The 21,159-nt window shown below is 67.9% G+C and carries 18 protein-coding genes; 12 read left to right on the top strand and 6 right to left on the bottom strand.

From position 1 onward, the window contains the following. Positions 1 to 6: 6 nt before the first annotated feature. Entirely contained in the window at positions 7 to 1,107 is a 1,101-nt protein-coding gene (gene tssA / locus N5C88_RS15315) for a type VI secretion system protein TssA (RefSeq protein WP_280015668.1), read from the bottom strand. Between the two features lie 172 nt (positions 1,108 to 1,279). Between tssA and N5C88_RS15310 the strand changes: the two genes are divergently transcribed. Together N5C88_RS15310 and N5C88_RS15305 are read left to right on the top strand one after the other, a co-directional pair. After that, complete coding sequence (locus tag N5C88_RS15310) at positions 1,280 to 1,531, top strand: hypothetical protein (protein ID WP_059371245.1); 252 nt, start codon at positions 1,280 to 1,282, stop codon at positions 1,529 to 1,531. Positions 1,532 to 1,567: 36 nt separating this feature from the next. After that, positions 1,568 to 1,837 (top strand): PAAR domain-containing protein, encoded by a 270-nt coding sequence (locus tag N5C88_RS15305; RefSeq protein WP_042795237.1) that lies wholly within the window; start codon positions 1,568 to 1,570, stop codon positions 1,835 to 1,837. Here N5C88_RS15305 and N5C88_RS15300 read toward each other — a convergent pair. Beyond that, positions 1,834 to 2,280, bottom strand: coding sequence for a hypothetical protein (locus tag N5C88_RS15300; RefSeq protein WP_306635395.1), 447 nt, complete (start codon positions 2,278 to 2,280; stop codon positions 1,834 to 1,836). The genes N5C88_RS15305 and N5C88_RS15300 overlap by 4 nt on opposite strands. 181 nt (positions 2,281 to 2,461) lie before the next feature. Here N5C88_RS15300 and N5C88_RS15295 point away from each other — a divergent pair, with 181 nt between their 5' ends. After that, positions 2,462 to 3,853, top strand: coding sequence for a hypothetical protein (locus tag N5C88_RS15295; protein WP_251879091.1), 1,392 nt, complete (start codon positions 2,462 to 2,464; stop codon positions 3,851 to 3,853). Between the two features lie 56 nt (positions 3,854 to 3,909). Continuing rightward, positions 3,910 to 4,074, top strand: coding sequence for a hypothetical protein (locus N5C88_RS15290; protein WP_165867768.1), 165 nt, complete (start codon positions 3,910 to 3,912; stop codon positions 4,072 to 4,074). A gap of 12 nt (positions 4,075 to 4,086) precedes the next feature. Here N5C88_RS15290 and N5C88_RS15285 read toward each other — a convergent pair whose 3' ends face one another. Next, on the bottom strand, positions 4,087 to 4,842 hold the full coding sequence (locus tag N5C88_RS15285) for a 5'-methylthioadenosine/adenosylhomocysteine nucleosidase (protein ID WP_059371476.1): 756 nt from the start codon (positions 4,840 to 4,842) through the stop codon (positions 4,087 to 4,089). Between the two features lie 340 nt (positions 4,843 to 5,182). On the opposite strand from N5C88_RS15285, the gene N5C88_RS15280 reads away from it, so the two are divergent. Both N5C88_RS15280 and N5C88_RS15275 read left to right on the top strand, forming a co-directional pair. Then, positions 5,183 to 6,223, top strand: a complete 1,041-nt coding sequence (locus N5C88_RS15280) for a DUF2235 domain-containing protein (RefSeq protein ID WP_280015667.1) — start codon at positions 5,183 to 5,185, stop codon at positions 6,221 to 6,223. Positions 6,224 to 6,503: 280 nt separating this feature from the next. Continuing rightward, on the top strand, positions 6,504 to 8,189 hold the full coding sequence (locus N5C88_RS15275; protein ID WP_280015666.1) for a diguanylate cyclase: 1,686 nt from the start codon (positions 6,504 to 6,506) through the stop codon (positions 8,187 to 8,189). 13 nt (positions 8,190 to 8,202) lie between these two features. Here the strand turns inward: N5C88_RS15275 and N5C88_RS15270 are convergent, their stop codons facing one another. Further along, entirely contained in the window at positions 8,203 to 11,745 is a 3,543-nt protein-coding gene (locus tag N5C88_RS15270; RefSeq protein WP_280015665.1) for an indolepyruvate ferredoxin oxidoreductase family protein, read from the bottom strand. A 102-nt stretch (positions 11,746 to 11,847) separates the two neighbouring features. Between N5C88_RS15270 and N5C88_RS15265 the strand changes: the two genes are divergently transcribed. Further along, positions 11,848 to 12,753: a LysR substrate-binding domain-containing protein gene (locus N5C88_RS15265; RefSeq protein ID WP_280015664.1), complete on the top strand. Its 906-nt coding sequence runs from the start codon at positions 11,848 to 11,850 to the stop codon at positions 12,751 to 12,753. 20 nt (positions 12,754 to 12,773) lie between these two features. Here the strand turns inward: N5C88_RS15265 and N5C88_RS15260 are convergent, their stop codons facing one another. Beyond that, positions 12,774 to 13,682 (bottom strand): LysR substrate-binding domain-containing protein, encoded by a 909-nt coding sequence (locus N5C88_RS15260; RefSeq protein WP_280015663.1) that lies wholly within the window; start codon positions 13,680 to 13,682, stop codon positions 12,774 to 12,776. A 126-nt stretch (positions 13,683 to 13,808) separates the two neighbouring features. Here N5C88_RS15260 and N5C88_RS15255 point away from each other — a divergent pair, with 126 nt between their 5' ends. The 5 genes from N5C88_RS15255 to N5C88_RS15235 all read left to right on the top strand — a co-directional run bounded on the left by N5C88_RS15255 (position 13,809) and on the right by N5C88_RS15235 (position 20,212). Continuing rightward, positions 13,809 to 14,402, top strand: coding sequence for an amino acid synthesis family protein (locus tag N5C88_RS15255; protein WP_280015662.1), 594 nt, complete (start codon positions 13,809 to 13,811; stop codon positions 14,400 to 14,402). After that, complete coding sequence (locus N5C88_RS15250; RefSeq protein ID WP_280015661.1) at positions 14,399 to 15,187, top strand: alpha/beta fold hydrolase; 789 nt, start codon at positions 14,399 to 14,401, stop codon at positions 15,185 to 15,187. Before N5C88_RS15255 ends, N5C88_RS15250 begins: the two co-directional genes overlap by 4 nt. Before the next feature lie 31 nt (positions 15,188 to 15,218). After that, entirely contained in the window at positions 15,219 to 16,190 is a 972-nt protein-coding gene (locus N5C88_RS15245; protein WP_280015659.1) for a tripartite tricarboxylate transporter substrate-binding protein, read from the top strand. A 106-nt stretch (positions 16,191 to 16,296) separates the two neighbouring features. Further along, a complete protein-coding gene (locus N5C88_RS15240) occupies positions 16,297 to 18,189 on the top strand; it encodes a sigma-54-dependent Fis family transcriptional regulator (RefSeq protein ID WP_280015658.1) in 1,893 nt (630 codons plus the stop codon). Positions 18,190 to 18,409: 220 nt separating this feature from the next. Beyond that, entirely contained in the window at positions 18,410 to 20,212 is a 1,803-nt protein-coding gene (locus N5C88_RS15235) for an NAD(P)/FAD-dependent oxidoreductase (protein WP_059371234.1), read from the top strand. 36 nt (positions 20,213 to 20,248) lie between these two features. On the opposite strand, the gene N5C88_RS15230 is transcribed toward N5C88_RS15235, so the two are convergent. After that, the gene (locus N5C88_RS15230) at positions 20,249 to 21,136 is read right to left on the bottom strand and encodes a fumarylacetoacetate hydrolase family protein (protein WP_280015657.1); all 888 of its coding nucleotides are present in this window, start codon (positions 21,134 to 21,136) and stop codon (positions 20,249 to 20,251) included. Positions 21,137 to 21,159: the final 23 nt, after the last annotated feature.

Genomic DNA, 21,159 nt, shown 5'->3' with positions numbered 1-21,159 from the left:
TTTCGTTCAGCCGTTGTGGTCCGGCGGCTTGGGCACCCCCAGCAGCTCTTCCAGGCCGGACAGCGCATCGCCGTTCTTGAGTACGGTGCGCAGCCACAGGTGCAGCGACATCTCGCCCCAGCTGGCGGCCTTGTCGGCCAGATAGGCCACGGGGCTGTGAGGCTCGGTTCGGCGGAAGAACTCCGCCACTTCGCGCAGCTGAGCCAGCGCCTGCTCGCGCGTTTGCAGCGGGCCGCGCGCGGCTGCGGGCGCGGCGGAATCAGGGGCGTCGGCGGACAAGGTCGGCTCCATCCGGGTGGCTGCGGGCGCAGCGGGGGCAGCGGCCGCCGCCGCGGCATCCGCGCGCACCAGCAGCCCGGCGTCGCGAGCGAAGCGACGGGTCAGCTCGGTGACGTCGCGCAACGCGTCGCGCACCGGCGAGAAGGCAGGGCCCTCGTCGCCCAGGCGCTCCGCCAACGTCTGTTCCAGCGTATCCAACGCCGCGAAGCAGCTTTGCAGATTGCCTTCCAGCTCGGAGTAGAAGGCCGGCGGCGTGTCGCGGCGCGCGGCGTCGAACTGGTCCAGCGTAAGCTTGCCGCGCGTGATCTCGGCCGCGTTCTGCGGCGCGCGCTTGACCGCGTTGGCCAATTGCGAGGCGCTGTCCCACAGGGCCGCGCCATAGCGCCCGCCCTCGGACTGCGTCAGCGGCAGCTCGCGGATCAGCTGTTGCGAGCGTGCCAGCAGCCAGGCCAGATTGCCCACGCGCTGCTGCACGTCGCCTTCGTCCGGCACGGGATGCAGGCCGTCCCAGTAATGGCGGCACAGGCCGTCCACCAACAGATAGCCGTCGCGCAGTCCAACGAAGCCGCGCGTCTTGGCCCAGGCTTCGGCCAGCCAGGCCGCCACGCGCACATCCTTGCTCTGTTCTCGCAGCACGGTGGTGCAGATGCGGATGACTTCCGGCCAGTCGGCCTCCTTGATGTCGATGACCCAGTCGCCCTGGTCCAGGTTCGGATCATCGTGGCGGCGCGCTTCGCGGATGGCGTCGAATTCGGCGGAAAACACCATGTCGACGCCGCAGGGCGCCTCGCCCGCAATGGGCTGCAGCAATGTGTCGATATCGCTCATATATATCTGGTCGGATGGCAGGATCGCGGCCGCCGGGCCAGCGGCGGGCGGCGATAAGAGGACCGATCCTCCCATATCTGTAACGACGTTGCGTTTGAAGATGACACGTCCTATTACAAAACGCATCACGGACCCTGGATATCATGCGGGTTCCCCAGGACAAGGATGCGCGATGAACAAGTCATTCCACATGATGCCCGACGGCCGCTTCATCAATGGCAAGCCGCGCCGCTGCCCCGACGGCACCTACGTCGGCGACGGCGGGCCCATCACGCGCGCGCCGGACGGCACTTACGTTGCCGGCAAGCCGCAGCGCGCGCCTGACGGCCGCTACCTGGGCGGCGACGGCCCGGTCCGCATGGCGCCCGACGGCACCTTCGTCACCGGCACGCCGCGGCAGGCCCCGGACGGCACCTATCTGTAAGCACACATAACCAAACTGACAGGGCAACAGGCAGCCATGGCGCAGCTATCGGTGATACGCAAGGGCGACCGCACCTCGCATGGCGGAGTGGTCGTCACGGGCGACGAAACAGTCATGATCTTCGGCCAGCCCATGGCCCGGCTGGGCGATCGCGTCACCTGCCCCAAGTGCAGCGGCACGCATACCATCGTCGAAGGCGCGGCTGCCGTCAGTTCGGACCGCCGCACCGCGCTGGAAGGCATGAAGACATCCTGCGGCGCGACGCTGATCGCAAGCCAGCAGTTCTACCGGCTGGAGCAGGGCTAGGCCGCGGACCGCGCAAGCACGCGCCGCAATCCCAGGCGCAACCCCAGCACGGCGAACGCAATCGGCAGCACCATGCGCCACTGCGCCACGAACAGTTCCATCGTGGCCTCGCCCGGCGCCCAGGTGTTGCCGAACACCTGAGGCTCGGGCGGCGCCAGATACAGCGCGACCAACGCGGCGGCCAGCGTCGCCGCGGTCCGCCATGCGGCCGAGCGGCGCACCCTCGCCGCGCGCTCGGCCAGCGCCAGCGTCAGCAGGCCCGCCAGCCCCGCCAAGGCGGCATCGACATAGAACTCGAATGGCCCGTACAGGTACGGCGCGTCCGGAATCATCCAGCCGTAGGCATCGGTCTTCAGCACCGAAGTCAGGCAAGCGCCGAACAGCGCCGCCGCGGCGGACAGCAGCAGGAAATCACAGAACCGCAGGAAGACTCTCGGCATCATGGAACGGGAATGCGCCGCATGCGGCGGCGGGGTGCGGGCGCAAGAATGCCACAGGACCGCGTCCGCCGCATCCGATCCTTCGCTGCCGCCGTGTTTGCGCGCGAACCAGCGGCACAACGCGTTCTCTGAGAGAATGCCGCCTGTCTCTCAGGCTCTCTCGCTCAGACCTCAAGCAGCACCCATGACGCTTCCGCAATCCAGGCTGTACCCGTTGCTGTTGTCCGGCGCGCTCGCGCTTGCCCAGGTGGCTCTGCCGGCCTATGCCTGCGCCGGCTCGTCCTCCCGGAAACCCGCCACCCGCAGCACGCCCGCGGCCCCGCCCCAGGGCATGCCGCAGTATGGCAAGGGAGAACATGGCCGCTACCTGATCCTGAGGCTGGACAACAGCCGCGGCGGCGCCATTGCTCCCAATACGCCATACCGCCTGTTCCTGACAGATAAAGACCAGTCCATCGAGGGTACGCCCGACCACGACGGCATCGTGCACGGCGTCACCGACGCGCTGGGCCGCAGCGCCTGGATCTGGACCCGCGAGGCGCATTCCGCCGATGACTTCACCCTGATCCGGCGCATAGGCAGCGGCGCCTGGGGCAGTGTGTTCCAGCTGCAGCGCGGCGGGGATAAGGAGCCGCTGGGAGGTTGGCCTTACGTCACGACCATGCATGTGCGCTGGGGCGAGCAATGGGTGGACCTTGGGTACACCACCGCCCAGGGCAATACCGCCTATTTCACCCACGACCAGCCCGCTGCCACGCTGTCGATATCCACCGAAGCGAGCGCGGCGGAAAACCGCCAGTGCTTCGACGAGCTGGACGCCATCAACCGCAAGTTCAGCCAGGACGATGCCGAGGGCGCATTGCAGCTGGTGGATGCCACCGCCTGCGGCGCAGAGCCGCAGCAACAGCTGGACATGGCCAACCTGCTGCTGATGGCCGGCCGCGCCGACCTGGCGCGCCTATGGCTGGAACGCGCCCGCTCAGGATCCGCGCCCGTGGATCGCGATGTGCTGCGCGCACGGTTCAAGCTGGAACGCCTGCTGGGCATGCCCGCCCTGGCGCTGGAGGACGCGCTGGAATTGCAGCGCCGCCAGGCCGAGACGCCGCTGCGCGACGAACCCGACTGGGCCAACAGCATCGCCTATTACCTGGCGGATTTTCCCGATCACCTGGCGCAAGCCGAAACCCAAGCGCGCCAATCGATAGCCACCGCCGGCCCGCTCCCCTACAACTTGGGAACCCTGGGCTGGATCCTGGCCCTGAAGGGCGATATCGACGGCGGGCTGGACCTGCTGAAGCAGTCCTACCGCGAGATTCCGCGCGACGAGGAAATCGTGGCCGACTACGGCCTGGCGCTGTGGCGCCACGGCCAGCAAGGCTTGGCCACCCGGCTCTGGAACCAGGCCGAGGCGCAATGCGTGTGGGGCGGGCGCATGCACGACGCGCTGCGCGAAGCCCGCCATCCGCACCCCTACTTCCAGGCGGCGAGCTCCCGCGAGGTGCAGGCCTATCAGCAGCGCTGCGCGGCGCCGCAGACCAAACGCAAGACCAGGTCCGCCACTGGCGCCGAGGCGTAAAATAACCAAGACAGACCAGCAGCGCCCCGCAACAGCGGTACGCGCAGGAGACCATCATGAAATCCGCCCTGACCCGCTTGCTTACTCTCATGGCCACGGCCCTGGTCCTGGCCGGTTGCGCGCAAGGCAATGGCGGCCCGCCCCATCCCGGCGCGGTCAATCCGTACAGCGAGGGCGGCTTCCACGACGCCGGCCCCAACTACCCCGACACCGGCCGCTGACAAGCGCCAGCTTTAGGCTTCCCGCAGCGCGCCCGACTTCAGCAGGGGCGCCAGGATGCCGGCGGTGTAGACCCGCGCCAGGTTCACCAGGAAGTCAGTGAAGTCGGCCTTCGCGGCGTGATCGGCCTGATCCGAAATCACCCGCAGCACCGCGAAGGGCACGCCAAATTCGTAGCAGACCTGCGCCATCGCTCCGCCTTCCATTTCCAGGCAGAGCGCATCGGGCAGGCGCTGGCGTAGCTGGTGCGCATAGTCATTGCTGTTGACGAAGACGTCGCCGGTGGCGATGAGTCCATGATGCACCCGCGGCGGCCGTGCGCCCTGCTCCGCCGGCAAGCCGGCATGGCCGCGCACGAACTGCCCTGCGCTTTCCAGCAACCGCCCGCTCAGAACCGGATCCGCATCGAAGCGTTCGCGCCCCAACAAGGGAATCTCATGCCGCCCGAACAGCGGCCGCGCATCCATGTCGTGCTGCATCAGCCCGCTGGCCACGACCACGTCGCCCACCGCCACATCCTCATGCAAGCCGCCGGCCAGCCCGGTGAAGATCACCCGCGACGCCTGGAACTCCTGGATCACGATGGAGGCGGTCGCAGCCGCGGCCACCTTGCCGATCCGGCTCAACGCAATCACGCAAGGCGTGCCCCACAAGGTGCCGACGTGGAAGTCGCGCATGGCAATGCGATGGATGGCGGCGCCCGGGTCCATCGCCGCCAGCAGGTCGGCGATCTCTTCGTGCAAGGCGCCCAATATGGCTAAACGTCCCATGTACATCTACTCAGGTAATGCGCGGCCCGCGGCCGCCCTGCCCGCAACATACTCCATGCGCGCCGAGGCCGCCAACGCATGCGGGCCTAGCCATGCTTGTCATGAGGATTGCAACTTTTGATGTAGTGAAACTTTCCTGCTGCACCCGCGCCGCCCTGCAAACCTGGCCGGGGCGATGGATTGCTACCAATTAGCTAGTCAAAAAAGCGGTGTATGTCCGTTCAGCAGGGAAACCACGCACCCGGCGGCGTCTGAACGCCGTGCTAGCTTACCGTCGCGCACGACGCGGGCCATGCCAGCAAGCAGATTCATTGCAAGACTCAATCTGTGGAGAACGATCATGGTGAAGAATCTAGCCGTATTCTTCGACGGGACCTGGAACGAACCCAATGACCGCACCAACGTCTACGAACTCTACAAGGCGGCGCCCGAGACCTCCACGCAGGAGACGTTCTACATCGAAGGCGTGGGCACGCAGGGCCAGGGCCTGTGGGCGGCCATCGACAAGTTCGCCGGCGGCGCCTTTGGCGCGGGGCTGTCGGCCAACATCCGCGCGGGCTACCGTTGGCTTTGCCAACGCTACGAACCGCGTGACCGCATCTTCCTGCTCGGCTTCAGCCGCGGCGCCTACTCCGCCCGCAGCCTGGCTGGCATGGTGCGCAAATGCGGCCTGCTGAACGATCCTTCCGACAGCAACGTGGAACAAGCCTATGCGCTCTACCGCGACGACTGCATCCCCTCCTCGCTGGAAGCCGCGACCTTCCGCCTGAATTTTTCGCGCGAGACCGACGTGCATTTCGTCGGTGTCTGGGACACGGTCGGCAGCCTGGGCATACCGGTGGGCGGCATTCCTTTTCCGGGCTTCTCCAGGTTCTACAACTTCCACGACACCGAACTCAGCAACCACGTCCATCACGCCTATCACGCCATCGCCACCAACGAGTTCCGCGAACCGTATGCGCCGACCCTGTGGACCCGTCTGGCCAACTCCGAGCCGCGCCCGCCCGACCATCCGGTCGAGCAGCGCTGGTTCATCGGCGCCCATTCGGACGTCGGTGGCGGCTACCGCGACGGCAGCCTGCAAACGCTGCCGGCTTCGTGGCTGCAGGAGAAGGCGCGCCAGGCCGGCCTGGAGGCCGGACTGGCGCAACGCGTCGCCACGGACTACGACCAATGCGAGCCGCACGATTCCTACCGCGAGTTCACGGAGAAGGTGCTGATCCATGTGAAAAAGCGGCCCAGGCTGTGGGACGGCGCAACCGTGCTCAATCTGACGGTGGACGAACAGCTGCTGAAGCGGTTCGGGCGCAACCTGGATTTCCTGAAGGAGTACCCCGACTTCAAGGACGCGCTGGAAAAGCTGCCCGTGGCGCGGCCGTGACCCGCCCGCCGCGCGCGGGCGGCGAACGCAATGTGATGACTCGCAATAGAGTGATGCAATGCGCTCGGAAATGAGACTATGCGATTTAATGCGATACAAACTTCCACCTGTCGGAATGTGGAGGGGAAACAATGCTTATGCGTAGCGCATTTCAAGTAACCTCCGGCCACCAGTCATTGTTCCGAGCCGATGTTTACGCATGTTCCGCAATGTCTTTGCTCTCAAATCCCTTGAAAGGTATTTCCTGACACTGGCTGCAGGCGTAGCGCTGCCGGTTTCCATGCTGACCGTGATCGTGGTGCAGCAGAACTGGCGGTCGCTGGCCGCCACCGACGACGCCCTGAGAGGCTTCGTCGTGGTCCGCACGACCCTGATGACGATGGAGGCCGTATCCGCCGAACGCGGCCCCATGAACTCGGCGCTGGGTTCCGACCTGCCGGTCCCTGAAAACATCCTGCACGCGCTGGACCAAGCCCGCCAGCACACCAATGCGCAGATCGCCGACCTGCTTGCGCTCTACCGCGCGCCCCTCAATCCCAACGGCGCCCCCGAATTCACCAACATCCAGCGCATCCGCGAGTCCCTGTTGAACGCCCGCGCCAGCGCCGACGCAGCCATCGCCGCGCCCCGCGCCCACACCTCCGGCCACAACCTGTCGACAGTGGTCGGCGACATGGTCGCGGTGGTTCCCGAACTGCGCGCCGCGATGTCCGACGGCATCGGCCTGATCGCCCGGAACCAGGGCGAAGACTTCGACCTGCTGTCGCTGGCGCTGCTGGCCGGCGAACTGCGCGAACAGGCCGGCCTGCTCGGCTCCACGTTCGCGCCCGCCCTCAGCAAGCGCCGCACGCTGACCGCCAGCGACCAGCTGCGGATAGAACGCGTGATCGGCCGCATCGACCAACTACGCGCGCTGATCGACGCCAACATCGCCAGCATGCCGCGATACGCCTCCTCCCTCGCCTACCGCGAACTGCAGCAGCAGTACTTCGGCGACGGCATGAACTACCTCGACAGCGTGCGCGCCATGGCCGAACGGGTGCCCGAAGAATCCCTGGTATCGATGTACGAACTGGGCGCGAACTATGTGCCGCGCATGAAGTCCATCCTCCGGTTCCGCGACCTGATGCTCAATGAAGTGGAGCGGCGCATCGGCGAAAACCGCCAGGCCGCGATCCGCGTGCTGCTGACCACCCTGGCGGCCGCCGCGATGCTCACCGCCGCGTTGATCATCGGCTTGTCCATGTTCCGCAAGCGCGTCATCCGGCCTTTCGTGCGCGCCACGAACATCATCGGCGCGATCGCAAAAGGCGGCGACGTGCCGGCCATTCCGGCGGACCAATACCGCGGCGAAGTGAACGGCATGTTCAAGGCCTTGAACGTGCTCAACGACAACGCCGCCGCCGTGCGCAAGCTGGAGCTCGAACGCGACCGCCTGATTCAAGACCTCGCCATCATGGCCGAAACGGATTTCCTGACGGGCCTGCTGAACCGCCGCGCCTTCGAGAAGCGCCTGGAAGCTTCGCTGGACGACATCCGCAACGACGCGCAGGACGGCCTGGGCTTCATCCTGTTCGACATCGACCACTTCAAGTCCATCAATGACACGCACGGCCATGCCACTGGCGACGAAGCGCTCAAGACCGTGGCCCACCTGTGCCGCACGACCTTCCGCGAATCCGACGTGGTCGCGCGCGTGGGCGGCGAAGAATTCGCGGTGCTGTGTCGCAGCCGCAATCCGGACCGCGTCCGGGACATTGCGGAACGCATGCGTCTGAGCATCGCGCAAACGCGGATCCGCGCCGACGGCGGTTCCTCCTTCAGCATGACCGCCAGTTTCGGCGTCGCCCATGCCCGCGGCGGCGATACGGCGGCGCTGGAGAACCTGTCGCGCCGCGCGGACGAGTTGCTGTACAAGGCCAAGCTGACCGGCCGCAACTGCGTGCTGCTCGAACAGATGGCTTGACGCCACGAGCCACTCAGGCCGCCAGCGTTTCCCGCGCCGGTGCGCGGTACTGTTCCCACAGCCTGGCTTCCCGCGCGCGCGCCCCTTCGACGTTTTTCTCCTTGACATGGCCATAGCCGCGGATCGTGTCCGGCAGCGCGGCCAGTTCCAGCGCCGTGGCGCGATTGGCCGCGTCCAGCGTGCGCGAGAACTCCCCGGCCAGCGCCAGATAGTCGGCCGCCAGCTGACGCTCCATGCGGCGTTCGGCGGTCTTGCCGAACACGTCCAGCCAGGTGCCGCGCAGCCGCTTCATGGGCGCCAGCGCGCGAAACGCCAGCCCCATCCACGAACCGTAGGCGCGCTTCTGCAGGCGTCCGCGCGCATCGCGGCGCGCCAGCGCGGGCGGAGCCAGGTGATAGCGCAGCTGGTAGTCGCGGCCAGGCTCGCCTTCGAACTGCTGGCGCAGCCGGGCCTTGAAGGCGGGGTCCACGTACAGACGGGCTACCTCGTATTCGTCCTTGTAGGTCATGAGCTTGGCGAGATTGCGCGCGACCGTCTGCGTGACTTCGAAACGCTGCGGATCCGCCAACGTGGCCTCACGCGCGCGCACCGCCGCCACCGCCTCCAGGAAGCGCGCGGCGTAGGCCTCGTCCTGGTAGGCGCGCACGTGTTGCGCCAGCCGCTGGATCTGGCCGTCCAGGGACTCCGGCAGGGCCATCACCTGCGCCCGCGGCGCCGGCTTGAGCGCGGCGGCGCCATGATGCGCGGCTTGCCGGCCCAGTTCGAAGGCGGCCAGGTTCTTCTCGACCGAGACGCCGTTCAGTTCGATGGCGCGCCGCAGGCTGTCCAGCGCCAGCGGCAGCCCGCCCTGCTGCCAGGCGTAGCCCAGCAGCAGCGGGTTGGCGTAGATGGTGTCGCCGAGCAGAGCTTCGGCCAGCGGACCGGCCTCGATGAAGTCGCAATTGCCGCCCGTGCTGCGCGCCAGCGCGGCTTCGGCCTGCGCGCCGGGAAACCGCCAGCTCGGCTGCGACAGGAAAGCCGCCGTCGGCGCGGCGCTGCTGTTCACCACGGCGCGGCCATGGTCCGGCCGCAGGCGCGACAGCACTTCCGGCGACGCCGCCACCAGCGCATCGCAGCCGATGACCAGATCCGCCTCGCCCAGCGCCACGCGCGTGGCATGCAGGTCCGCGGGACGATTGGCCAGTTGCACGTGGCTGAGCACGGCGCCGCCTTTCTGCGCCAGCCCGGCCATGTCCAGCACGGTCACGCCCTTGCCTTCAAGATGCGCAGCCGCGCCCAGCAGCGCGCCGACGGTCACGACGCCAGTGCCGCCCACGCCCGCTATCACCACGCGGTAGGCCCCTGGCGGGCGGATTTCCGCCAGGTCGGGCTGCGGCGGTTCGGCCAACGCGGGGAGATTCCTGCCCGTGCCCGGCTTGCGCAGCGTCGCGCCTTCCGCCGTGACAAAACTGGGGCAAAAGCCCTCCATGCAGGAGAAGTCCTTGTTGCAGGACGACTGGTTGATGCGGCGCTTCGTGCCCAGCGGCGTGTCCAGCGGCTCGACCGACAGGCAGTTGGATTGCACCGAACAATCGCCGCAGCCTTCGCAGACCGACTCGTTGATGAAGGCGCGGCGCTGCGGGTCGGGATACTCGCCGCGCTTGCGGCGGCGGCGCTTCTCGGTGGCGCAGGTCTGGTCGTAGATCAGCACCGTCGTGCCTGCGACGTCGCGCAAGGCGCGCTGCACGTCGTCCAGCGCCTTGCGGTGGTGCACTGCCACGCCCTGCGGCAGCGCGGCGGCGCCGGCGTACTTTTCCGGCTCGTCGGTCACCACCACGGTCTGGACCACGCCTTCGGCCTGCATCTGCGCGGCGATCTGCGGCACCGTGAGCACGCCGTCCACCGGCTGCCCGCCCGTCATCGCGACGGCGTCGTTGTAGAGGATCTTGTAGGTAATGCTGGCGTGCGCGGCGACTGCCGCGCGTATGGCCAGCAGCCCCGAATGGAAATAGGTGCCGTCGCCCAGGTTGGCGAAGATGTGGCGCTCAGTGGTGAAGTCCTTCTGGCCCAGCCAGGCAACGCCTTCGCCGCCCATCTGGCTGAAGGTGTCGGTCTTGCGGTCCATCCACATCGCCATGTAATGGCAGCCGATGCCGGCGACCGCGCGCGAACCTTCGGGCACGCGGGTGGAGGTGTTATGCGGACAGCCCGAACAGAACCAGGGCTTGCGCTCTTCCACCAGCGTGGGGCGGGCAGCCTCGCGCTCCTTGGCGTCGATCACCGCCAGCCGCGCCGCGATGCGCGCCCGCAGCGCGTCCGACAGGTCGGCTTTCTCCAGGCGCGCGGCGATGGCGCGGGCGATCAGGGCCGGCGACAGCTCGTGGCGCGCGGGCAGCAGCCAGCCGCCGCGCGGCGTGGACCATTCGCCGCCGCCATTGTCGCGCTCGTCGAACTTGCCGTAGACGCGCGGCCGCACGTCGTCGCGCCAGTTGTAGAGTTCTTCCTTCAGCGCGTACTCCAGGATCTGGCGCTTTTCCTCCACCACCAGGATCTCTTTCAGGCCAGTGGCGAATTCGCGCGCATCCTGCGCGTCCAGCGGCCAGATGCAGCCCACCTTCAACACGCGTATGCCGGCCTCGCGACAGGCGGCCTCGTCCAGGCCCAGGTCATTGAGCGCCTGGCGCACGTCCAGATACGCCTTGCCGGCCGTCATGATGCCGAAGTGCGCCTGCGGCGAATCCAGCACCACGCGATTCAACTTGTTGGCGCGCACATAGGCCAGCGCCGCATACCACTTGTGATCCAGCAGCCGCGCCTCCTGCGCCAGCGGCGTGTCAGGCCAGCGGATGTTCAGTCCACCTTCGGGCAAGGCGTCCTCGGGCAGCACAATCTGCACCCGGTCCGGATCCACTTCCACCGAAGCGCTGGATTCGACCACGTCGGTCACGCACTTCATCGCCACCCACAGGCCGGTGTAGCGGCTCATGGCCCAGCCGTGCAAGCCATAGTCCAGGTATTCCTGCACATTGGACGGATACAACACCGGTATGCCGCTGGCGATCAGCACGTGCTCGGACTGGTGCGCCACCGACGAGGACTTGGCGGCATGATCGTCGCCCGCCAGCATCAGCACGCCGCCATGCGCCGAGCTGCCGGCGGAGTTGGCGTGCTTGAGCACGTCCACCGACCGGTCCACGCCAGGCCCCTTGCCGTACCACATGCCGAACACGCCATCGCGCGCCGCGCCCGGAAACAGGTTCAGCTGTTGCGAACCCCATACCGCCGTGGCGGCCAGGTCTTCGTTCACGCCCGGCTGGAACACCACGTCGTTGGCCTGCAGGTGGCGCTTGGCCTTCCACAGCGCCTGGTCCAGCCCGCCCAGCGGCGAGCCGCGGTAGCCCGAGATGTAGCCGCCGGTGTTCAGGCCGGCCTGCAGGTCGCGCTGCTTTTGCAGCAGCGGCAGCCGTACCAGGGCCTGGGTGCCGCTCAGATAGATGCGCCCGTGGCTGCGGGTGTACTTGTCGTCCAGCGTCAGGCCATGGGTATCGGCCGCGCCTGCGGAAAGGGGGGTGTCCACGCTTGTCTCCTGCGTTCCGGTTCTTGGTGTTTTGCCGCAGTGTAGGAACCTGGCTGGTTATCGTATATTCATATATTCATGTATCAGGTATGCGATAAACAGATGGCTAACGACGTCACCCTGCGTCAGCTGCGCTACTTCGCGGCCGCCGCCCGGACCGGCCGGTTTTCCATGGCCGCCGCCGACGAGCATGTCTCCCAATCCGCGGTCACCAATGCCGTGCTGGCGCTGGAGGCGCAACTGGGCGTGCGCCTGTTCGACCGCCATCCGCATGGCGTCACCCTGACGCCCGAAGGGCATAACTTCCACCAGCGCGCACGTGAAGTGCTCGATTCGCTGGACGACGCCCTGCGCGAGCCCGGCTTCCAGCGCTATGCGCTGCGCGGCGCAGTGAGGATCGCCGCGTCCTACACGGTGCTGGGCTACTTCCTGCCAGATCTGCTGGCGCGCTTCCGGCGGCGCTATCCCGACGTGGAGCTGGACCTGGTCGACCTGGACCGGCCCGAGATCGAAGCCGCGGTGACCAGCGGCGAGGTCGAACTGGGCGTGGCGCTGCTGTCCAACGTGGAACGGCGCGAGCGCTTCGGAAACCAGGTGCTGGTGCGCTCGCGGCGGCAGCTATGGACCGCGTCCGGCCATCCGCTGGCGCAGGCGTCGGCGCCGTCGCTGGCCGATATTGCCGGCTATCCCTACATCCTGCTGGAAATGGACGAAGGCGAGCGCTCCGCGCTGGCCTATTGGCGCGCCCATGGCCTGCAGCCTGACATCGCGTTCCGCACTCGTTCGATGGAGGCGCTGCGCGGGCTGGTTGCGCATGGCTTCGGCGTCACGATGCTGTCGGACATGGTCTACCGTCCGTGGTCGCTGGAAGGCCGCAAGATCGAGGCCGTACCCATTACCGACGCCGTCCCGCCCATGGAGGCCGGGCTGCTCTGGCATCCGCAAGCGCGGCTGGCCAAGCCCGCCGAGGCCTTCCGCCAGTTCATGATCTACGCCTGCGGCGTCTAGCGCCGCAGCACGCCTGGCCGCTATACCAGGATCGCGCCCTTGCGGCGCGTGAACTGGGCCAAGGAACGCAGGGCCAGCGCATGCATGGCCGCCACGGACGGCAGCAGCGTTTCTTCCTTGCGGGTCAGCACGCCGACGATGCGCTCGACCGTGGGTTCGGCCAGCGGCACGAAGGCCAGGCCGGTCGCGGCCGCCGGCCGCGCCAGCACCGGCAGCACGGTCACGCCCAGGCCGCTGAACACGCTGGCCAGCAACGACGCGCGGTTCGACACCACCATGAACGGGTCCTCGATGGCGCTGCCCAGTTGCCGGTTCTTCAGCGTGTCGAAGGTGGCATTGCCTATCAGGCGTTCGTCCGCCAACGCCGACCAGGGCACGGAGCCGCGCCGCCGCGCCAACGGATGGCTCTTGCGGCACACCAGGCCGAACGCGTCGCGCGCCACCGGCGCGAACGCCACTTCCGCGGTGCGCGGTACTTGTCCCGCCACCCCTACCTGGACCTCGCCGCTCAGCACCAGGCGGTGCACGTCCTGCGAGGACTCGTCGACGGCGCGGATGCGGATCGCGGGGTGGCTGCGCGCGTAGCGCTCCAGCAGGCGCGGCAGCCACTCGTCGGCCAGCGACGGCATCACCGCCAGCGACACCGGTCCCTGGCTGCCCAGGCCGAATTGACGCGCCGCGTCCAGCACCCGGTCGTGGGTGGACAGCAGTTCGCGGAACAGCGGGGCCACGGCAATGCCCAGGGGCGTGAGCTGCGCGCGCTTGCCGGGTTCGAACAGCGGCGCGCCCAGCTGCTGCTCCAGATCCTGCATGGCCGCCGACACGGCTGCCTGCGAGCGGAACGTGCCTTCGGCCGCCAGGCGGAAACTGCCATGGTCGGCCGCCAACAGGAACTGGCGCAGATGCTGGATTTTCAAGGGCGCGGACATGGCTTGAAGGCTGCAGAAAATTCGGATTTTCCGAAATTAACTTGAGTTAATTTGGATTGTCAAAAATCCGCTTCGCCTTCAACAATGGCCGCGTCTTTCATTCCTACAGGTACTGGAGCAGCGGTTATGTCTTTGCAAGTGCGCAAGGTAGTCAGCTATGTGGAAAAAACCCTGATCGAAGGCGGCCGCGCCGCCGAGCGCCCCCTGGTGATGGTCATCGCCGCGGCCGTGATCCGCAATCCCTGGGCCGGCCTGCCGTTCCAGGAAGACCTGAGGCCCAAGATCCTGGAAGCCGCGCCGCCGCTGGGCGAGCTGCTGGTCGCGGAAATCCTGCGCCAGGCCGGCTCGGCCGACCAGGTTGAAGCCTATGGCAAGGCGGCGGTCGTGGGCACTGCCGGCGAAGTCGAACACGCCTCGGCCCTGATCCACACGCTGCGCTTTGGCAATGCCTATCGCGGCGCGGTCGGCGGCACCAGCTACCTGAGCTTCACCAATATGCGCGGCGGCCCCGGCTGCGTGATCACCGTGCCGCTGATGCACAAGCTCGACGAAGGCCTGCGCTCGCACTACCTGACCGTGCAGACCACCATCAACGACGCGCCCGCGCCGGACGAAATCGTGATCGCCCTGGGCGCGGCGACCTCGGGCCGTCCGCATCATCGGATCGGCAACCGCTACTCCGACCTGCAGGAACTGGAACGCGAGGCGCAAGCCAAATGAGCGCGCATGTTCGGCGTTCGGGCCGCGGCGCGCCGCTGGTGCTGCTGCATGGCGTCGGCCTGGACCACACCTTGTGGGACGATCTGGCGCCGCTACTGGAACCGCATTTCGAGGTGCTGCGCTACGACATGCTGGGCCATGGCCGCGCCCCCGCCGTCGCCGATGGGGTGACGGTACAGGACTACGTTGCGCAGCTGGACGCGGAACTGGACCGCGCCGGCTGGCAAAGCGCCAATCTGCTGGGCTATTCCATGGGCGGCCTGATCGCGGGCGCCTATGCCGCCGCCCGCCCGCGGCGCGTCACCCGCCTGGCCTTGTTGAGCACGGTGTTCCGCCGCAGCGCGGACGAAACGCGTGCCGTGCTGGCGCGGCTGGAAGCGGCGGCCACGCAGGATCCCGCAGCCGCGGCCCAGGTCTCGCTGCAGCGCTGGTTCACGCCCGCGTTCCAGGCCCGGCGTCCCGAGCGCGTGGCCGGCATCGGCCAGCGCCTGCTGGACAACGACCGCGCCAGCTTCCTGGCCGCCTACCGCGTGTTCGCGCAGGGCGACCCGATCCTGGCGCAGGCCGCACCCGATATCGCCTGCCCCGCCCTCGTGCTGACGGGCGCGCTCGACGTCGGCTCGACCCCGCGCATGACGCGGGAACTGGCCAAGGCGCTGCCCCATGCGCAGGCGCAGGTGGTGCCGGACCAGCGGCACATGCTGCCGGTGGAAGAGCCCGCCATCGTGGCGGCGGCGCTGCATGAGTTTTTTCTGCCGGCTGCCGGCGCGCCAAGCGCGGCCTAGCCCGCGTAGAGTGGATACGGAGACAAACAATATGAATCGCAGAACCATCCTGAAGAACATGGCGGCCCTGGCGCTCACGCCGCTGGGCGCCGCGCTCGGCGGCGCCGCCAGCGCGCGCGAAGCCCCCTTGCGCGTCATCGTGCCCTTCCCGCCCGGCGGCGGCACCGACGTGCTGGGCCGGGTGATCGCCGCCACGCTGGAAGGCGCGCTCGACCGCCCGGTGGTAGTTGAGAACAAGCCCGGCGCCAGCGGCATGCTGGGCGCCGACTACACCGCCAACGGCGCCAAGGATGGCAGCGTGCTGCTGTTCGCCGGCCTGGTGCCCTCGGTGCGCTACTACGCCAAGCCGCCCGAGGACGTACTCAAGCAACTGGCGCCCGTCTGCCCGATTGCCCGTTCGCCTTATATGGTGGCGGTCAACGCCGACCTGCCGGCCAAGACCCTGGGCGAACTCGTCGCCCAGGCCAAGCGCGAGCCCAAGGGACTGACCTTCGGTTCCCCCGGCAACGCCACGCCGCAGCATCTGGCCACCGAATTGCTGCAGGCCGCCTGCGGCATCGACATGCTGCACGTGCCATACCGCGGCACGGGCCCGATGATGACGGACCTGCTGGGCGGACAGATCCAGGTGGTGGTCGCCACCGTGGCGGCGGTGGAACCGTATCTGCAGGGCGGACGCCTGCGCGTGCTGGCCGTGACCAGCCCGGAACGCCTGCCCAAGTACCCGGACATCCCGACGGTGGCGGAAGGCGGCTACCCCGGCTTCTCGGCGCAGATCCAGTTCGGCACCTATTGCGCGGCCGGCACGCCGGAAACCGCCATTGCGGCGCTGAACCAGGGCATCAACCGCGCGCTGCAGACCGAGACGGTGCGCGCCAAGCTGGGCGAACAGGGCTTCCAGCCCACCGGCGGCACGCCCGCGCAGCTGCAACAGGCGCTGCTGGCGGAAATCCGCGACGTGGCGGGGCTGGTGCAGGCCGGCAAGGTCAAGGTCGACCTGTAGCGTCCCCATACGTCCCGATGCTGGATAACCAGCATTTACAGGCATGTCGTCCTCTGTGCATGCTGCCCGTTGATCCGGCGCAGATCGGGCGCAACATGGAGACGACATGCCTAGTCAGGAATCCCTGCACTCCGCCCATATCCGCGAGATCGAACAAGTCGGCCAGGGCCGCCCCACCCAGCGCGACGCGCACGTGGTCAGCAGCTGGCTGCGCTGCCTGGACCAGTACCGGCTGGATCCCGCCCAGGCCTGCGAGGCCTACATCGTGCCGGATGGCCGGCTGCGCGAACACCGCCAGCAGTCCGAAGCGCTGATTTCCATTGCACGGTCCGGCCTGGACCATCTTTTCCGCCAGGTCGCCGGCCAGAACTACGTGCTGCTGCTGGCCGACCGCCAGGGCGTCACCGTGGAATTCCTGGGCGATGCGCAGCAGACCGCCAGCCTGCGCAAGGCTGGGCTGTATCTGGGGTCGGAATGGTCGGAGCGCCGCGCCGGCACCTGCGCCGTGGGCGCCTGCCTGGAAAGCGGCGAAGCCCTCACCATCCACCAGACCGATCACTTCGACAACACCCACACCCCCCTGTCCTGCACCGCCGCGCCCATCTATAACGCCGACGGCGAACTCGCGGCCGTGCTGGACATCTCGCTGCTGAGTTCGCCCATTCTGAAAGCCAGCCAGAACCTGGCGCTGCATCTGGTCACCAGCACCACGCGGCGCATCGAGATGGCCAACCTGATGGCGCGCACCAGCAACGAATGGGTGCTGCGCTTCGCGCGTTCACCGGAATTCCTGGACGTGGATCCGGAGGCCGCGATCTCGCTGGACGGCTCCGGCCGCATCCTGGGCATGACGCATACCGGCGCCAAACTGCTGGCGCGCGCCGCCGGCCTGGACTGGCGCAATCCCGCCGGCCTGATCGGCCAGCCCGTCACCCGTTTCTTCGACCTGCAGCTCGATGACCTGCCGCGCTACACCCGCGCCCATGCGCCGCAGCAACGCCTTATCGCGGCCCGCGACGGCAACGCGCTGTTCGCGCACGCCATCGAACCCAACCGGCACGCGCGCGGCGCCTCGGTCGCGGTGCGCGGCGCGCCGTCCGCGCTGCGCGGCCTGGATGGCGGCGACGCCCGCATGGCGGCCCTGCTGACGCGCGCAGCCAAATTGGCCCGGCAGGGGCTGCCCCTACTGCTGCAAGGGGAAACCGGAGTCGGCAAGGAATACCTGGCCCGCGCCATCCACGACGGCAGCCAGCGCGCCGGGCGCTTCGTCGCCGTGAATTGCGCAGCAATTCCCGAATCGCTGATCGAAAGCGAGCTGTTCGGCTACCTGCCCGGCGCCTACACCGGCGCGGCGGCCAAGGGCCGCAAGGGCCTGATCGAGGAATCCGACGGCGGCACGCTGTTCCTGGACGAGATCGGCGACATGCCGCTGGCGCTGCAAAGCCGCCTGTTGCGCGTGCTGGCCGAATCCGAGGTCACGCCCATCGGCGCGAACGCTCCGCGCGCCGTGCGCCTGTGCCTGGTGTCGGCCTCGCACCGTGACCTGGCCGCGCTGGTGCGCGAGGGACGCTTCCGCGAAGACCTCTATTACCGCATCAATGCCGCCACCCTGACGGTGCCGCCGCTGCGCGAGCGCGCCGACCTGGAATGGCTCATCTCCCGCCTGCTGGCGCGCCACCAGGACGAGTCCGGCGCCCCGGTACTGGCGCCTGCCGCGCTGATGGCGTTGAAGGCGCATGCCTGGCCCGGCAACATCCGCGAACTCGCCAACGTCATCGCGGTCGCCGCCGCGCTGTGCGAAAACGGCGTGATCGAACCCGCCGACCTTCCCGACGCGCTGGCGCCCGCGGCAGCCGCCGCCAGTCCCGCGGAGGCGGCCTTGCGCGCCATGCTGGCCAGTTGCGGCGGCAACGTCTCCGAAGCCGCGCGGCGCCTGGGCGTGGACCGCTCCACCGTGCATCGCCAGATGCGGCGCCACGGCCTGGCCTCGCGCTCCTGAGGCCCACGGCCGGGCGCCACAGCTGGGTGCCACACCCGGGCGCCACAGGTGTGGCGCGACGCCACGGCATCCCGCCCCCGTCCTCCTGTGCGCCGGGGCTGGCATGCCGATTGCTTGATCGTTATCGACGCCCACCGGCCGGCACAGGCCGGGGCCGCCAGCGGACCATGCCCCGGTCCGCCACGACAACGATCGCCCGCCACGGGCAAGGAGACTAGACATGCAGACCGATCAAGCCGGCGCCGCCCTGGACGCCGTGCTCGCGCGCCTGAACACGGCGCTGGGCAACAAGGACATCGATGGCGTCGCGGCGCTGTTCCAGGACGACTGCTACTGGCGCGACCTGGTGCTGTTCACCTGGAACATCCGCACGCTCGAAGGCCATGGCCAGATCCGCGACATGCTGCAACACCAGTTGCCGCAAGTGGAGCCGGTGCGCTTCAGCCTGGATCCCAAGGAAGCCGTATCGGAAGACGCCGGCCTGCTGCAAGGCTGGATCGAGATCGAGACCAACCGGGCCCGCGGCTACGGTCACATCCGCGTCCAGGACGGCAAGATCTGGACCCTGCTGACCACCATGTCCGAACTCAAGGGGCATGAGGAACCCAGCGGCCTGCGCCGCCCCAAGGGCGCCGAGCACGGCAGCAGCCGCACTCGCCAGACCTGGCTGGAAAAGCGCGAGCAGGAAGCCGCCGAACTCGGCTACCAGACCCAGCCCTACGTGCTCATCATCGGCGGCGGCCAGGGCGGCATCGCGCTGGGCGCGCGCCTGCGCCAACTGGACGTGCCGACCATCATCATCGAAAAGAACGCACGCGCCGGCGACAGCTGGCGGAAGCGCTACAAGTCCCTGTGCCTGCACGACCCGGTCTGGTACGACCACCTGCCCTACATCCCCTTTCCCGAGAACTGGCCCGTCTTCGCGCCCAAGGACAAGATCGGCGACTGGCTGGAGATGTACACAAAGATCATGGAACTGAACTACTGGACCTCCACCGTCTGCCAGTCGGCGCGCTACGACGAGCAGAAACAGGAATGGGAGGTCACGGTACTGCGCGAGGGCAAGCCCGTGGTGCTGCGGCCCAAGCAGCTGGTGCTGGCCACCGGCATGTCCGGCAAGCCCAATGTACCCAGCTTCCCCGGCCAGGATGAATTCCAGGGCGAACAGCAGCACTCCTCGCAACACCCCGGCCCCGACGCCTACCGCGGCAAGAACGTGGTCGTCATCGGCGCCAACAACTCCGCGCACGACATCTGCGCGGCGCTATGGGAAGGCGGGGCCAACGTCACCATGGTGCAACGCTCGTCCACCCATATCGTGCGTTCCGACACGCTGATGGACATCGGCCTGGGCGGCCTGTATTCCGAGCAGGCGCTGGCCAACGGCATGACCACGCGCAAGGCCGACCTGACGTTCGCCTCGCTGCCCTACAAGATCATGGCGCAGTTCCAGATCCCGCTCTATGACCAGATGCGCGAACGCGACGCCGGGTTCTACGCCAAGCTGGAAGAAGCCGGCTTCATGTTGGATTGGGGCGATGACGGTTCGGGCCTGTTCATGAAGTACCTGCGGCGCGGCTCCGGCTACTACATCGACGTCGGCGCTTGCGACCTGATCATCGACGGCAGCGTCAAGCTGCAGTCGCGCACCGACGTCAGCCACCTAACGCGCGACGCCGTGGTGCTGAAGTCCGGCGTCACGCTACCCGCGGATCTGGTGGTCTACGCCACCGGCTACGGCTCGATGAACGGCTGGGCCGCCGACCTGATCAACCGCGAAGTCGCCGACAAGGTTGGCAAGTGCTGGGGCCTGGGCTCGGACACCACCAAGGACCCCGGCCCCTGGGAGGGCGAGCAGCGCAACATGTGGAAGCCCACGCAGCAGGAGGCGCTCTGGTTCCATGGCGGCAACCTGCACCAGTCGCGGCACTACTCGCAGTACCTGTCGCTGCAGTTGAAGGCGCGGCAGGTCGGCATGCCCGTGCAGGTCTACGGCTTGCAAGAGGTGCATCACAAGCGCTAGACGCCCGGCAGCGCGGCCGCCGGGCGTGCTGGATGCTCAGCGCGCCGCGGCGGGCGCGGCCTCGTCCACCACTTCGTTCTCCAGCGCCCCGACGCCAGACACCTCCACCCGGACCACGTCGCCTGCCTTGAGATAACGCGGCGGATCGAAGCGGGCGCCGGCGCCGGTCGGCGTGCCCGTCAGGATCAGGTCGCCGGGCAGGAGCCGCGCAAACGTGGAGATGTAGTGGATCAGGCGCGCGAACGGGAACATCATGTTGTCCGTCGTGTCCTGCTGGCGCAGTTCGCCGTTGACGCGGGTGCTGACGGTCAGCCCTTGCAGGTCCTGGGGCGAACCGACCCGCGTCATCCAGGGGCCGATGCTGCCGCTGCGCTCGAAGTTCTTGCCCTGCGTCACGTTGAACTTGCCGTGGCGCAGCCAGTCGCGCACCGAACCTTCGTTGGCGATGCTCAGGCCGGCCACGTGCTCCAGCGCCCTGGCTTCGGGAATGTGACGTCCCTCCTTGCCGATGACCAGGACGATCTCGCCTTCGTAGTCGAACTGTTCGGACACCGCCGGCTTGACCAGCGGAACCCGGTGACCCACGACCGTGCCCGGCGTGCGCAGGAACAGGCTGGGGTACTTGGGCGCGTCGGAGTTGTCCTTGTACTCGGCGTTGCGTTCGCCGTAGTTGACGCCCACGCAGAGAATCTTGTCGGGCTGAGGTACCGGAGACAGCAGCGTCACGGCGGCGGCGTCCAGGTCGGCCGCGCGCGCGCCGTATTTTTCAGCCAGCGCGTCGAGGCGATCGGTTTCGATGGCTTGCCGCAGCGTCGCGCAATCGGCCTCGGCCAGCCGGGCGCCCAGTTCAATGATGCCCTGGCCATTGCCGGACATGAGGCCGAAACCGGCCTGCCCATCGCGCAGATAGGAAACGAATTGCATAGTCATAGGATGAAAGTAAGGTT

The sequence above is a fragment of the Achromobacter sp. GD03932 genome (genome assembly GCF_029839485.1).
Lineage (GTDB): Bacteria > Pseudomonadota > Gammaproteobacteria > Burkholderiales > Burkholderiaceae_B > Achromobacter > Achromobacter bronchisepticus_A.
This window is presented reverse-complemented; position numbering and strand designations above follow the sequence as displayed.

Coding starts and splice junctions, on each gene's coding strand:
- tssA (WP_280015668.1), bottom strand. CDS start 1,107: ATGAGCGATATCGACACATTGCTGCAGCCCATTGCGGGCGAGGCGCCC.
- N5C88_RS15310 (WP_059371245.1), top strand. CDS start 1,280: ATGAACAAGTCATTCCACATGATGCCCGACGGCCGCTTCATCAATGGC.
- N5C88_RS15305 (WP_042795237.1), top strand. CDS start 1,568: ATGGCGCAGCTATCGGTGATACGCAAGGGCGACCGCACCTCGCATGGC.
- N5C88_RS15300 (WP_306635395.1), bottom strand. CDS start 2,280: ATGATGCCGAGAGTCTTCCTGCGGTTCTGTGATTTCCTGCTGCTGTCC.
- N5C88_RS15295 (WP_251879091.1), top strand. CDS start 2,462: ATGACGCTTCCGCAATCCAGGCTGTACCCGTTGCTGTTGTCCGGCGCG.
- N5C88_RS15290 (WP_165867768.1), top strand. CDS start 3,910: ATGAAATCCGCCCTGACCCGCTTGCTTACTCTCATGGCCACGGCCCTG.
- N5C88_RS15285 (WP_059371476.1), bottom strand. CDS start 4,842: ATGGGACGTTTAGCCATATTGGGCGCCTTGCACGAAGAGATCGCCGAC.
- N5C88_RS15280 (WP_280015667.1), top strand. CDS start 5,183: ATGGTGAAGAATCTAGCCGTATTCTTCGACGGGACCTGGAACGAACCC.
- N5C88_RS15275 (WP_280015666.1), top strand. CDS start 6,504: ATGCTGACCGTGATCGTGGTGCAGCAGAACTGGCGGTCGCTGGCCGCC.
- N5C88_RS15265 (WP_280015664.1), top strand. CDS start 11,848: ATGGCTAACGACGTCACCCTGCGTCAGCTGCGCTACTTCGCGGCCGCC.
- N5C88_RS15260 (WP_280015663.1), bottom strand. CDS start 13,682: ATGTCCGCGCCCTTGAAAATCCAGCATCTGCGCCAGTTCCTGTTGGCG.
- N5C88_RS15255 (WP_280015662.1), top strand. CDS start 13,809: ATGTCTTTGCAAGTGCGCAAGGTAGTCAGCTATGTGGAAAAAACCCTG.
- N5C88_RS15250 (WP_280015661.1), top strand. CDS start 14,399: ATGAGCGCGCATGTTCGGCGTTCGGGCCGCGGCGCGCCGCTGGTGCTG.
- N5C88_RS15245 (WP_280015659.1), top strand. CDS start 15,219: ATGAATCGCAGAACCATCCTGAAGAACATGGCGGCCCTGGCGCTCACG.
- N5C88_RS15240 (WP_280015658.1), top strand. CDS start 16,297: ATGCCTAGTCAGGAATCCCTGCACTCCGCCCATATCCGCGAGATCGAA.
- N5C88_RS15235 (WP_059371234.1), top strand. CDS start 18,410: ATGCAGACCGATCAAGCCGGCGCCGCCCTGGACGCCGTGCTCGCGCGC.
- N5C88_RS15230 (WP_280015657.1), bottom strand. CDS start 21,136: ATGCAATTCGTTTCCTATCTGCGCGATGGGCAGGCCGGTTTCGGCCTC.